The sequence below is a fragment of the Streptomyces sp. NPDC048600 genome (assembly GCF_055587025.1).
Window position 1 is genome coordinate 225,541 of sequence record NZ_JBVJGZ010000007.1, and the last position, 12,830, is coordinate 238,370.

The 12,830-nt window shown below is 74.2% G+C and carries 9 protein-coding genes; 1 reads left to right on the forward strand and 8 read right to left on the reverse strand.

The features are described 5' to 3' along the window. The first annotated feature begins 585 nt into the window (after nucleotides 1–585). Entirely contained in the window at nucleotides 586–1,179 is a 594-nt protein-coding gene (locus ACZ6SQ_RS12610; RefSeq protein WP_469560275.1) for a hypothetical protein, read from the forward strand. 355 nt (nucleotides 1,180–1,534) lie between these two features. Here the strand turns inward: ACZ6SQ_RS12610 and ACZ6SQ_RS12615 are convergent, their stop codons facing one another. The 8 genes from ACZ6SQ_RS12615 to ACZ6SQ_RS12650 all read right to left on the reverse strand — a co-directional run bounded on the left by ACZ6SQ_RS12615 (nucleotide 1,535) and on the right by ACZ6SQ_RS12650 (nucleotide 12,769). Beyond that, on the reverse strand, nucleotides 1,535–2,065 hold the full coding sequence (locus ACZ6SQ_RS12615; protein WP_469560061.1) for a lamin tail domain-containing protein: 531 nt from the start codon (nucleotides 2,063–2,065) through the stop codon (nucleotides 1,535–1,537). Between the two features lie 859 nt (nucleotides 2,066–2,924). After that, nucleotides 2,925–3,461, reverse strand: coding sequence for a hypothetical protein (locus tag ACZ6SQ_RS12620; protein WP_469560065.1), 537 nt, complete (start codon nucleotides 3,459–3,461; stop codon nucleotides 2,925–2,927). A gap of 45 nt (nucleotides 3,462–3,506) precedes the next feature. Further along, nucleotides 3,507–4,820, reverse strand: coding sequence for a MinD/ParA family ATP-binding protein (locus ACZ6SQ_RS12625; RefSeq protein WP_469560067.1), 1,314 nt, complete (start codon nucleotides 4,818–4,820; stop codon nucleotides 3,507–3,509). 202 nt (nucleotides 4,821–5,022) lie between these two features. Then, complete coding sequence (locus tag ACZ6SQ_RS12630) at nucleotides 5,023–5,619, reverse strand: sigma-70 family RNA polymerase sigma factor (RefSeq protein WP_469560069.1); 597 nt, start codon at nucleotides 5,617–5,619, stop codon at nucleotides 5,023–5,025. A gap of 412 nt (nucleotides 5,620–6,031) precedes the next feature. After that, nucleotides 6,032–7,351: a S8 family serine peptidase gene (locus tag ACZ6SQ_RS12635; RefSeq protein ID WP_469560071.1), complete on the reverse strand. Its 1,320-nt coding sequence runs from the start codon at nucleotides 7,349–7,351 to the stop codon at nucleotides 6,032–6,034. Further along, on the reverse strand, nucleotides 7,348–10,767 hold the full coding sequence (locus ACZ6SQ_RS12640; RefSeq protein ID WP_469560073.1) for a right-handed parallel beta-helix repeat-containing protein: 3,420 nt from the start codon (nucleotides 10,765–10,767) through the stop codon (nucleotides 7,348–7,350). The genes ACZ6SQ_RS12635 and ACZ6SQ_RS12640 overlap by 4 nt, the downstream gene beginning before the upstream one ends. Nucleotides 10,768–10,860: 93 nt before the next feature. Next, complete coding sequence (locus tag ACZ6SQ_RS12645) at nucleotides 10,861–12,252, reverse strand: DNA polymerase III subunit gamma/tau domain-containing protein (RefSeq protein WP_469560076.1); 1,392 nt, start codon at nucleotides 12,250–12,252, stop codon at nucleotides 10,861–10,863. 82 nt (nucleotides 12,253–12,334) lie between these two features. Continuing rightward, a complete protein-coding gene (locus tag ACZ6SQ_RS12650) occupies nucleotides 12,335–12,769 on the reverse strand; it encodes a hypothetical protein (RefSeq protein WP_469560078.1) in 435 nt (144 codons plus the stop codon). Nucleotides 12,770–12,830: the final 61 nt, after the last annotated feature.

Consider the following 12,830-nt stretch of genomic DNA (forward strand, 5'->3'; position numbering starts at 1 on the left):
GGGAGCAGCCCACACGGGTGGGGGGCCAGGGGGAAAGGGGCGAACAAATGTGCGGGGAGGGGGGCGAATGCGACCCGGCCCGCCCAGCAAGTCTCCGCCCCCCCCCCCCCCCCCCCGGCGCCGGAGCCGCATCCGGCGCAGGCGAGCACCGGCAGGGTTCAGCCGGAGGCGGTGCCGGACGCCCCGCCTCCGCCCGTCGCAGAGCCTGCGGTGTCCGTCGCGCAATCGTCGCCCGAGACGGTCGTCCTCACGGACGCGCCGTCGGCGCGTATACGGGCCGCCCGTAAGCGGTGGGGCCTGCTTGCGGCGGGCACCGCCGCCGCGGTCGCCGTGTCCACCGTGATCATGGTGATTCTGAAGGGAGGGGGGACGGACGCTGCGGAGAGGGGCCGGCCGGCCGGTAACGTGGCCTCCTCCGGACAGCGGCCGTCCGACTCCTCTGCGACGCACCCGCCGACGTCCGCGCCCGTGTCCCCCTCCGCACGTCCGGGCCGCGCCGCGGCCCCCACGGCGCCCGACGCCAAGAGGTCGTCGCACAACGGCGCCCCGGGCGGTGCCCAGGTCGCCGATCAGGTCCCGCTGACGGTGACCACCCGCGCTCATACGTCGGAAAACCAGTGCGGCGGCTGGTACCTGATCAACCTGCCTCCCAGCAAGGTCCCCCCGCCGCCACCGGTGGAGCAGGACGAGCCGGGCTGGGTGAAGGCGAACGGCGCCATCGCCGCAGACCGGCAGCGGGTAGCCCTGACCGTCCAGGGCACCGGGGACGGAACCGTCGTCATCGAGTCCATGTACGTCCGTGTGGTCAGCTCGAGCGCGCCCCCGGCCTGGAATGAGTACCGGGGGTGGGCGGGCTGCGGCGGAGGCGTGGAAACGAGGTCCTTCGACACGGACCTCGACGCCGTCCGCCCCGTCATCGTGCCGAAGGCCGGCCAGCGCGGTTTTCCCTACAAGGTCAGTCAGTCCGATCCCGAGGTGCTGTATATCACCGGCAATGCCACCGCTCACGATGTGAGCTGGTACGTGGAACTGCAGTGGTCCAGCGGCGGCCGTCAGGGAACGATACGGATCGACGACCACGGAAAACCCTTCCGCACCAGCGGCAGCCAGGGCCGTCCCGTGTACGCATACCCGCTAGGCGACACCCAGTGGGCCGACCAGCCGGACAGCCAGAACTGATGCCCGGGACCTTCGCGGTCTCGGGTTCGAGGAACTCGAACTGCTGTCCACTGGACCGTCGCGGCCCGGCCCGGACACCCGGTTCCGCGACAGAGTGAGCAGACCTGCGGCCGGCGGCTACGAGGCTGACTGGTGCGTGCGGTGAAGGCCCGGCCCCGCACCGGGCCTTCACCACGCAGTCCCGGAGGGCTTCGGGCCGGACGTGCTGCGGCCTCCGGGGAGCCGGGCGGAAGTTGGGGGGCGCCGACAGGCACGAGTCGGCGCGCCCGGCCGGAGAGTCGGCAGGGCGCGCCGGTGCTTCATCGGTACGCGTGGACGGGATGTTCAGCCGCCATGGCGGCGGTCAGGGGAGCGGTCAGTGGCGGTTGCCGCGGTCGCCCTGGTGGTTGTGGTTGTGGTGGCCGCCGTGGTGGTGATGGTCGTTGTCGCCCCAGGACTCGTCGTCGATGAAGCGGCCGCGGTCGTTGCGCAGGGTGGCGGTGTCGGAGCGGTCGTCCCAGACGTAGTTGCGGCGGTCCTGGAAGAGGTCGGTGCGGGTGTCCCGGCCGAAGCCGGTGTGGATACGGACGGTGGAGCGTCCGGCGAGGCGGTAGTGGTCGAAGGTGTAGGTGCGGCCGTCCTCGTTCGTGAGCGTCCAGCCGTCGAGGTTGACGCTGTGCCGGCCGGTGTTGGTCAGTTCCACCCATTCCCGGTTGAGGGAGCGGTTGGAGCGGTCGTCGCGCCCGGGGGAGTCGTACTGGACGGCGGAGATCTCCACCTTCGGACCGCGGTAGCCGCGGTCGTGGTCGGCGGCCGACGCCGGCAGCGCCGCCGCCCCGATGACGGCTCCGGCCGCGAGGACGGCGGCGGCCAGACGGCGGGCGGTGACAGACGAAGTAGCAGACATGAAGTCCCCTGGATGGTGCGGGCACCCATCCCTCCAGTCAAAGCCCTTGGCGGGCCGCCCCGGGGGATTGGGTGCGGTGTGCGGGTGGCGACCGGCTGGCCGCGCACTCACACTTTGGTCACCGTGTGCGGGAGTTGAACAGGAAAAACGGGCTGTGTTACGTGTTGCCCATATTTCCGTGACTGTCGACTGTAGAGCTCATATATGTCTCAAATGCACAGGATTGACGGCCCGGTAGATGATCCGCCGTTGCGGGCTCCTGCCGAGGCCGGTCGCTCGCCACAGCCCGCCACCCCGCCATGATCCGGCCCGTCACCTGAAAGTGAGTAACAGTCGACTGCATCTGCCTGCAGGGAGCTGCTGCGCCGATCCCGTTGCAAGGTGGTCGCCCCGCTGTCGCCGGCGGAGATGGTCGCTGCGGGGGCCTGGGCGCCTTCCTCGCCAGCGCGGGCCCCGTCGGCGTCGACCTCTGCAACACCAACCCCGTCCGCGCCGACCTGACCACACCCGCCTCCCCGGTGCGCCTCACCTTCTCGGGAAAGGGCGCCCAGTACGCCCTGGTGGCACAGCTCTCCGACGGAAGCACGGCCCCGGCCAGCGGCAATCCCAACCGGGCACCCCCACCCAACTCACCTACCAGGCCCCGCCGGACCTCGCCGTGGTCTCCTTAACCTTCGGCCATGCCGACCCGAGCCCTCAGCCCAAGGGCCCGACAGTCATCAAGCAGATCGCGTACATTCCCGCAAAACAATGAGCGTGCCGCTCGAAGGGTGTGGCGATCGGACGGTTCTGTTCCGAAGTCCGCGGAACCGGATTCGTCGTCCCGCACCGCTGCGAGTGAGGCTGGGGCGGGCAGGTCCTACCAGGGGCTGCTGCTGCTCGTCGTCGTCGCGCCCTCGGAGGTCGCGGGCGGGGCGCCGAGGCCTGTGCCGCCCGAGGAGGAGCGGTTGGGGACGGAGGCGGGGCCTGCGCCCGCACGGCGGGCGGGGGTGTCCGCCGTCGACTGAGTGACCGCCCGGGCCGGCGCCTCCCGGACCGTCTCGCGCGGACGCTCGGCCTCTTCGCCGACCCGCTCCAGGCGCAGCACGAGATTGCGTTCATGCTGGTTGCCTCCAGGCCAGTCCACGTCCTTGCTGGTGACCGTCTGCGTACGGACGCCGCCCACCGTCTCCCAGCGGCTCCTGACCGCGCGGACGTTGGGCCGCCACCGCCCCTCGTACAGATGCTCCACCTCCAGGTGCCAGCTCGGCGCGTCCACGTGCCGGACCGTCCCCACCTCTCCGGGGACCTCGATGCGTGCCCCGCGCGCGCCGGACACGGTGACCACCGCGCGCTGCGGCCAGTCGGCGTCGAGACCGATGACGGTGATCCGGCAGGGGCCCTCGTACCAGGCCATAGGTGCTCTCCAGTGTTCTCGGGGGAGGGGAAGGGAGGGGCGGCGTCAGCCGCGGGGAAAGTTCTGGGCGACGAGCGCCGCCAGTTCGTAGTACGCGGCCCGGGTCCGGCCCCGTAGCCTGTCCGGGTCGATCTCGGCGCCCCGGGCCAGGTGCGGGTCGTACGGGACGGTCACCACGGCCCGGCAGCGCAGGCGGAAGTGGTCCGCGGCCTCATCCGTCAGGAGCAGCCGTCCCGAGGACGACCGCACTCCCGAGAAGACCGTCACCGCCTGGCGCGCCTTCTCCCCGTGGCCGAGGGCGGCGAGGCGGTCGAGGACGAGACCGGCGCCGCTCATGCCGTCCGCGCCCGGCGTGGCCATGACGACCAGCTGGTCCGACAGCTCCAGGACCGCGCGCAGGGTGTCGTGCGGCATGCCGGTCCCGGAGTCGGTGAGGACGATCGGGTACTGGCCGCTGAGCAGGTCGACGACCTGCCGGTAGTCCTGCTCGCCGAACGCCCGCGGGTGTGCCGGGTCCGGGTCGTGCGCCACGACCTCCAGGCCGCTGGGGGTCTGCGACGTGAACGCCCGGATGTCCATGTATGTGCGCAGTCGGGGGAGCGCGGCCACCAGGTCGCGCACGGTGGCGCCGGACTGCCGCCGCACCCGGCGGCCCAGGGCGCCGGAGTCGGGGCTCGCGTCCACGGCGACGACCCGGTCGGCCCGTTCCCGCGCCAGTACCGAGCCGAGTGCCAGGGCGGTCGTCGTCTTCCCGGCCCCGCCGTTCAGCCCGATCACCGCGATGCGGTGGCTGCGCAGCAGTGGGGCCCGCAGGGCGTCGGGGACACCGCCCGGCACTCCGCGCCGCCCGATCCGGAAGAGCGGACGAGCAGCACGCCGTGTCGGCCGCGCCGGCGCCACGGGCTCCGCCGGGCCGGCCGGTACCGGCGGCAGCGGGTCCGCGGTCTCCACCTCGACGTCGGCCTCGGCCCCGGCCCCGACATCGGCCCCGGCCCCGACATCGGCTTCGGCCTCCGCCTCGACATCAGCCTCCGCGTCTGCCTCGATATCAGCCTCCGCCTCCGGCGGGTGCTTCCGAGTCGGCTCCGCGGCCGTCGCCGGTACGGGCATCTCCGGGATGGCACTCACGGGTGCGGGACCGGCGGACACGGGCTCCGCCGGGGCGGGGACGGCGGGCGGGGGCTCCGTCCGCGCGGGCTCCGTGGCTTCGGCTTCTCCGTCGGGCTCCGGGGGTGCCCCGACCGGTGTCTCCTCCGGTGCCTCCGGCGGGACGTCGCTCTGCCGCCTGCGCCAGTGCCCGGGGCTGTAGTCGGGCGCGTCCGTCCAGTGCTCGGGCGCGTTCATGTCGTTCCTGGCCACGACGCTGACCACCTCGGCCCCCTCTCGTCGGTCGCCCGGAGGAACGGCCCGCAGGGCGCGGCTGGTTCAGCAGACACAGACCCGGGGGGCACCTCGGGGCCGGGGGGCCTGTCCGACGCATTCCCGTCTGCCGAGCGGCGCCTGGCACGCGCACCCGCAAGGCGTCGCTCGGCCCGCCCTTCGGGCGGACGGCGGGAAGGTGTCAGGCGGGCCCCAGACCGTGCCGTTCCAGTACGGGACGCAGCGCCCGTACCGCGTAGAAGTTGCGGGACTTGACGGTGCCCGGCGGGATCCCGAGCACCACGGCCGCGTCCCCGGTGGAGCGGTCGTTGAGGTGCAGCTCCACCAGCACCTGCCGGTGGTGCTCGGGCAGTTCGGCGAGCGCGTCGTCGACGACGTGCGCGGTGACGACCTCCTCGAACGGGTCCTCCAGGGCCGCCCGGTCCTCCGGTGTCTCGTCGCCCAGCTCCTTCGCCCGGGCGGACTGCGCCCGGAAGTGGTCGATGGCGATCCGGCGGGCGACGGTGAAGAGCCAGGGGCGGCCGTGCGCCGGGCCCCGGGTCAGCGCCTGCGGGTGCTGCCAGGCGCGCAGGAACGTCTCCTGGAGCATGTCCTCGGCCTTGCCCCGGTCCCCGCTGGTCAGGCGGAGCAGGGCGCGCAACAGGGCGGAGGCGTGCAGCCGGTGCAGCTCCGCCAGGGTGTCTCGGTCCATGGTGGGTCGGGGCCGCGCCTCGGCGCGGACGCCCGTTCCCGTTCTGCCGCGGACCGTGCCGTCGGCTTCGTGTTCGTGCGTTCCCACCCCGGTTGTTCCTCCCCCGCCGCGCGTCGGCGACTCTGGGGCGACGGTCGGCGGCATCGATCGGCCGACGGCTCCGGGCACGTCGGACTGGTTGGGAACGACCTTGGCAACCTCGACTCACGCTCAGTTATTGCCTGGCTAACGCCTCACTAACGCTCGAGTGCGACGGGGCGGTCCGGGGTGCGTCGGAGACCTCAGCCCGTGGCCGTGGCCTGTGGTTGGGTTGTTGCTCGGTAGGGGGCGGCCTCGTGTTCACCGGGCGGGAAGTGCCCCGTCTCACCGTGGAGTCGGCGGTGGATCAGTTCCTCGGACACCTCGTGTCACCGCGAGCCGTGCCGGGCCGGCGCGCGGCAGATCGGCTCGACGCTTCCGAAACGGGCCTTGAGCACCGGGTCTCCGTCGGACGCCGACGTCACTGGCACTGCCTTCGGTCCGGATCCGGGCCGCTTCCCCTGGCTGCTTCCGGAGCACGGTAGTCGCCCGGCCGCCACTGCCGTCGGCGGCCTCGCGGTACCACGGCGGAGGTCGCCGCCACCCCGGCCAGCATCGCCAGGGAACCGGCCGCCACCCACCAGGCCGCCCCGGCGGCGGACGGCCCCGGCGCGGGCGGCATCGCCACCCCGGGCGCCGCCGTCCGCCCGCCCGGGGCCGCCGCGCCGCGCCGCTCCTCGGGGAGCACGGCCGTGACGGCGGCGATCGGGTCGACGGAGCCGTACCCCCGCACCCGGTCCGGTACCGGTTCGCCCGGTCCCGACGTGGTGGAGCGGAGCCGGTGGACCAGGGCCTGGGCGCTCAGCTCCGGCCTGCGGCCCAGGACGAGGGCCGCCGTCCCCGCCACCAGCGCGGTCGCGTAACTCGGCCCGGAGGCCGTGAAACTGCCCCGGCCGCGCGGCCCGGGACCCGTCACCGCCTCGCCCGGCGCCGTCAGGTCCACCCGGCCTCCGGGGGCCTGCTCGGACACCGTCCCGTCGGGGCCGGTCGCCGCCACCGACACCACCTGAGGCAGGGCCGCCGGGTATGCCACGTCCCTCGCCCCGTCCGGTGTGGCCGGGGCGATCACGACCGAGCCCTCGGCGACCGCGTACCGCACGGCGCTCCGCAGCGCGGGGCTGTCCGAGCCCGTCACCGCCACTACGGCGATCACCTGGGCGCCGCCGCCGACCGCCGCCCGGATGCCCTGGGCGAGGAGCTCGGTGGTGGTGTTCCCCCGCCGGTCGGTGACCGGGACGTCGAGGATCCGCGCCCGGGGCGCGATCCCCGCGAAGCCCGCTCCCGGGGTGCGGGCCGCCGCGATCAGACCGGCTGTGAAGGTGCCGTGACCGGCGCAGTCCGCGTCAGGGCCGGCGTCGAACCGGCGCGGTGTCCGCTTCAGCCGCTCGCCCAGCAGCCCGGCGGTGTCGTCGACCCCCGAACCCACCACGGCCACCGTCACCCCTGCCCCCTCGGACAGCGGCCAGACCGCGTCCGGGCGCAGCAGGGCCTGGGGCCAGGGGAGTCCGGTGACCTTCCGGCCCGACGCCTTGCGGCAGGTGTCGTCGGAGAGCCGTTGTGTGACGGCGGGCAGCGAGGCGGGATCCGTACCCGCCGCCCCGGCCTCGGTGCCGGTCCCCGGGGAGCCGGTCTCGCCGTCTGCGCCGGGCACGGCCGCCGCGCTCCCCGGCAGCAGGGTCAGGGTCCCGCACAGCAGGGCCGCCGCGAGGACCGACGCCCCGCCCCGAGCGCCCCGGCTCACGCGACACCGTCCGGCACTCGGTCCCCGGGCACGTCCTTGGGCAGCAGCAGGCTCAGCTCGGCCACGTCGTCGATGTCGAGCCTGCTGAGCCGGCCCGCCTGCCGGGTGATCATCGTCTCCAGGACCTGGCGGGCGAAGCGGCCGTTGCCGAAGCTCCGGTCGCGCGGCGTCGCCGCGAACAGCTCGCCGAGCGCCGACAGGGTCTCGGGCGGGCACACGTAACCGGCCTTGTCGGACAACGCCGCGACGATCCGGACCAGTTCGTCGTCGGTGTAGTGCTCGAAGACGACGGAGCGTGAGAAGCGGGAGGCCAGGCCCGGGTTGGAGTCCAGGAAGCCCTGCATCTCGTCGGCGTAACCGGCGACGATGACCACGACCTCGTCGCGGTGGTCCTCCATCAGCTTCATGAGGGTGTCCACCGCCTCCTGCCCGAAGTCGTTGCCCGTGCCGCCGCGCGGCGTCAGCGTGTACGCCTCGTCGATGAACAGCACGCCGCCGCGCGCCCGGTCGAAGGCGTCCTTCGTCAACTGCGCGGTGTGGCCGACGAACCGGCCCACCAGGTCGGCCCGCGCCGTCTCCACCAGCTGGCCGCCCGGCAGCACGCCGAGTTCGGCGAGCAGCTGCCCGTAGAGCCGGGCCACCGTCGTCTTGCCGGTGCCGGGCGGGCCGGAGAACACCACGTGGTGGCTGATCGTGGCCGTCGGGAGCCCGGCCTCCTTGCGCCGGTTGACCTGCTTGATCAGATTGACCAGGTCCTCGACCTGTTCCTTGGCCGCGGGCAGGCCGATCATCGCCCGCAGCTCGTCGAGGAGTTCCGTCCTGCGCTCCGCCGGCTCGCCGGAGGCCGCCGCGGCCGCGGCGGCCGTCGCCCCCACGTCCTCCGGCTTCAGCAGCGCCAGATCGGTGTTGCCGATCTCCGGCAGCGCGGCCAGCCGGGACGCCTGCCGGTCCACCATCTCCTCGAACACCTTGCGCGCGGCCCGGCCGTTGCCGAAGTCGGCGCCCTTCGGCATGTTCTTGAAGTGCAGCGTGAGCGCCTCGCGGGTGCCGTCGGCGAGCTGGTAGCCGTGCGAGGCGGCGGACATCGCCACGATCGTGGTCAGCTCGTCCTCCGTGTAGTTCTCGAACTCCACCGTGCGGCTGAAGCGGGACGCCAGACCCGGGTTGGAGTCGAGGAAGCCCCGCATCTCCTCGGAGTACCCGGCCACGATGACGACGACCTCGTCGCGGTGGTCCTCCATCAACTTCACCAGCGTGTCGATGGCCTCCCGGCCGAAGTCCGGCCCGCTGCCGCCGGTCCCCTGCGACAGGGTGTACGCCTCGTCGATGAACAGCACGCCGCCCAGCGCCTGCTGGAACACCTCCGTCGTCTTGATCGCCGTCCCGCCGATGATCGACGCCACCAGGTCGGCCCGCGCCACCTCCACCAGGTGCCCCGACGGCAGCACGTCCAGCTCGGCGAGGATCGAGCCGTAGAGCCTGGCCACCGTGGTCTTGCCGGTGCCGGGCGGTCCCGCGAAGATCAGATGGCGGCTCATCGGGAGCGCGGGCATCCCGGCCAGCTCCCGGCGCCTGGCCAGCTTGTTGAGGTTGACCAGGGTGGCGACCTGCTCCTTCACCCCGTCCAGGCCGACCAGCGCGTTCAGCGCCTCCAGCGGTCCGTCCCGCTTGCGCGACGCGGCGGGCGTCGCCGTCTGTGCGCCCCCGCCGGAGGATCCGCCCGGCTCCCCCTCGCCGTCCTCCTCCCCGCGCGGTCCGTCCGCCGTCGTCCCCGGCCCATCGGACGCCGCGGTCGTCTCCCCGTACGAGTCCGGCAGGTCGTTCCCCCCGCTCGTCAGGTTCTCCACCGCGAGCCGGGCCGACGGCTTGAGCCGGCGCAGTCCGGAGCCCCCGTTCCCCGAGACCGCGCAGTCGTGCACCCGTACCGCCTCCGTGGAGTCGACGCGGATGCCGTCGCCGGTGTTGTCCACCGCCTCGCACCGGTTCAGCGTGGCCCGCCCGCCCTCCGCGACCCGGAAGCCGTACCGCCGGCACGACCGCGCCCTGGTGCGGGCCGCGGTCAGCTCCCCGCCGTCCTCGACGAGTACGCCCTCCTGCGGCGAGTCGGCGATCTCGCAGTCCCGCAGCGTGGCCACCCCGCCCGCGCCGACCGACACGCCGGCCGCGCCGGTCTCCCGGACCGTGGTGGTGCCGACGTAGGTGTCTCCGCCGTCGGCGATCCGCACCCCGGCCTGCCCGGTGGCGGAGATCTCCGAGTTCTCCACCCGGCCCCGGCCGCCCCGGGTCACCTCCACCCCGGCCCCGGCCACCCCCGACACGTTCAGCCGCCGCAGCATCGGGTTCGCGCCCTCCAGCACGCGCACCCCCGCCGCCGCGCCGCCGCGCACCTCCAGCCGGTCGAAGTCCGGCGCGCTGTCCCCGGTCAGCTGGACCGCGGCCTCCTTCGCGTCCCGCACCGAGCACCGCTTGAACGAGGGACCCGAGGACTCCTCCACCCAGATTCCGGTGCCGGCGGCCGCGTCGACCTCGCACTCCTCGAAGGCGCCGCGTGAACGCCCCGTCACATGGATGCCGTTGCCTTCCGTCCGGGAGATCCGGCAGCGGCGCAGCACCGGGTCGGTGCCCTCGACGAGCGCGATGCCGTGCACCTTCGTGGCGGACATCGAGCACTCCTCAAGGACCACCCGCTCCTGGGAGCTGATGTACACGCCCAGCGGGCAGTCCCGCACCGAGGTCCGCACCACCCGGGTGGCGCTGTTCTGCTCCAGGGCGATGGCCGGCTTGTCGGTGGCCGAGATCTCGCAGTCCTCGATCAGCCCCCGGCCCTCGCCGTTGGCGCACACCCCGTTGCCCCGGGCGTCGCGCAGCACGCAGTTGCGGAAGGTCGGGTTGGCCCGCTCGCCGATGACCACCGCCGAGGTGCCGAGGTGCTCCACGACACAGCCGTCGATCACGCTGGTGCCGGTGGACGTCTCCACGATCCCCGCGCCGCCGGGATTGGTCACCCGGCAGCCCCGCATCGCCAGCGAACCCTGCTGCCGGGTGAGCACGGCCGTCCAGGCGTTGCCCACCACCTCGCAGTCCTGCAGCGCCGCCTGCCCGCGCGGCACGTCCAGCGCGGGCAGTTCGTCGTCCTGCCCCTGGAGCACCAGCCCCGTCAGCTGTACCGCCTCGGCCACCACCTGCACCACCGTCCCCCGGGGCGGCACGATCCGCACGGTCCCGTGCGGGTCCTCGGCGGTGATCGTCACCATCTTGGTGATGACCAGGTTCTCCTCGTACCGGCCCGGACGCACCGAGATCACCACCCCGCTGCGCGCGGCCTCCAGGGCCGCCCCGATCGTGCGGTAGGGGCCGCCGGCGGGCGGGTGGTCGCTCTGCGCCTCGGCGCTCACGGTCAGCACATGGCGCGACATGCGTGGTTGTTCCCTTCGTGGTGGGCCTTGCGGACGGGCATCAGGAGCGTGGGCCTCAGCAGCGGGCCGACGGCCGGGGACGGCCGGGCCGCCTCAGTCGGCGCCGCACTCGACGCGGGCGGCGTCGCCCGCATGGTGGGCGTAGGTCTTCTGCGACCCCGACGAGTCGACACCCCGGTCGTGGAGCTTCACCGTCAGCACGCCGCCGGTGATGCGGACGCCGCCCGCGCTCACCCACCGGCCCCGCAGGGAAGGCTGGTCGAGGGAGAACTTCCGAAGGATCGGGTCGTTGCCCGTGGTGCCCGCGTGCACCGTGTAGTACGACGGTTTGCCGCCGACGGCCTTGATGTCGGTGTGGTTGGGGATGTGCACCGAGACCTGGCAGGTGCCGCGGGTGACGGCGCCGGTGCGGAAGGTCCAGCGCAGCGCGCTGCCGTTGTCCGAGCCCGAGTTCCCGGACATCGGCAGCGAGAAGAAGTCGCCGTTGCAGCCGCTGCTCCCGTAGCCGCCGGTGCCGTACTTCTGCCAGCCCTCCTTGCCGTCCGTGAACCAGCCGCTGTACGTGAAACTCGCGCCCGCGCTCGCGCAGCTCGGGCCCGCCACCGCCGAGTACCGCGGCTTCGTCGGAGCGGCCGGAGCCTGGGTGGCCGGCTTCGTCGGGGCCGCGGTGGGCTCCCGGGACTCGGCGGGGGCCGTGGTGGGCGCGGAGCCGCCGCGAGTGGCACGCCGGCCGGTGCTGGGCGCCCGGGAGGAGGTGGGCACCGGGCCGGCGGGGACGCCCATGCCCACCCCGGCGCCGATGCGGGCCAGGGGGGCCTTCCCGGCGGCCGGGGGCCGCTTCCTCGCGCCCGCCGTGGCCCGGGGCGGCGAGGAACCCTCCTCCGGCGCGTCAGCCCTCGGCACGAAGCCGCCGGGACCGCCGTCGGCCCGGTTGTACCCGGCGGGGCGCGGCGGCACGGGACCCGGCCCGGACCCGCCGCCGAGCTGCGAGAGCACGAGCGGCACGCCCATCAGGACCACGCCCGAGGTGGCCGCCGCCGCGATCACGGGCCTCGAGAGCCGCCGGGTGGGCCGGGACTCGGCCCGGGCCGCCGGTGCGGGCGCCGCGGCCGCGGCGAGTCCGTCCGCGTCGGACGCCGCCTGCGTGCCCTGTGTGCCTTGCGCCCCGCTCCCGGAGGCGGCCTCCGGCGTCTCCTCGCCGTCGGAGCCGGCCCCGGCCCCCGTCTCTCCGCCCGCGGCGGGCACGACCGGGGCGGCGCTGGACGGCACGGCCGAAGACGTGGCCGGAGGATCCGGTTCGGCGGTGGCCTGAGTGTCCGGCTCCGGCGCCGGGGCACCCTCGGCCGGCCGGCCCTCGGACTCCCCCCGGGACCTCGCCTCGGGAGCGCCTTCAGGCTCCTCGCCCGCCTGCTGCCAGGCGACCGCCGGCAGGCTGATGGCCGCCGCGGCCTGCCCGGCCCGCACCTCGTTGTTCTCCACCGTCATTCCCCTCGGTCCTCTCGGTCGTCGCGAACCCTCCGCGCACGTACGAACGGACCTGCGGAGCCCTGTGGTTCACCGCCCCGGGTCAGCCGAGCGGACGGACCTGCGTCCCCTCCGGCGGCGGGGTCAGGACGAAGGCGGCGGCCCGCTCGACGACGTCCTGCCCGAGGGGGCCCGGCGCGGTGTAGCCGGGGTCGCCGAGGTGCGCGAGCAGTTCGGGATCGGGGGCGAGGGCGTAGTGCTCCAGGTAGTACGTGACCGTGTCCGTCCACACCCATCGCCCGTCCGTGCGGAAGGTCAGCGGCACCTCCGCGACCCGGGAGGGGGTCAGCACGTCGTCCATCAGCACGGGCGTCGCGAGCACGGGCGTCCCGGCGGCCAGCCGCTTCAGCAGCAGCGCGTGCAGCTCCGGGTCCTCGACCACCGGGTGGTCCGCGGCGAAGCCCGGACCCGTCACCGGGTCCGCGTGGTCGAAGACGGAGGCGAGCCGGAACTCCGGCCGGGGCTCGGGGTCGGTCATGACGGGGTCCTGTCCTGGGGTTCGGGGCGGGCCGGGGCAGCCCGGCGTTCCGTACGCGCCC

Excerpts from the sequence above, each read along its gene's own strand:
- ACZ6SQ_RS12620 (WP_469560065.1), bottom strand. The coding sequence starts at position 3,461 with ATGGCCTGGTACGAGGGCCCCTGCCGGATCACCGTCATCGGTCTCGAC.
- ACZ6SQ_RS12640 (WP_469560073.1), bottom strand. The coding sequence starts at position 10,767 with ATGTCGCGCCATGTGCTGACCGTGAGCGCCGAGGCGCAGAGCGACCAC.
- ACZ6SQ_RS12650 (WP_469560078.1), bottom strand. The coding sequence starts at position 12,769 with ATGACCGACCCCGAGCCCCGGCCGGAGTTCCGGCTCGCCTCCGTCTTC.
- ACZ6SQ_RS12645 (WP_469560076.1), bottom strand. The coding sequence starts at position 12,252 with ATGACGGTGGAGAACAACGAGGTGCGGGCCGGGCAGGCCGCGGCGGCC.
- ACZ6SQ_RS12615 (WP_469560061.1), bottom strand. The coding sequence starts at position 2,065 with ATGTCTGCTACTTCGTCTGTCACCGCCCGCCGTCTGGCCGCCGCCGTC.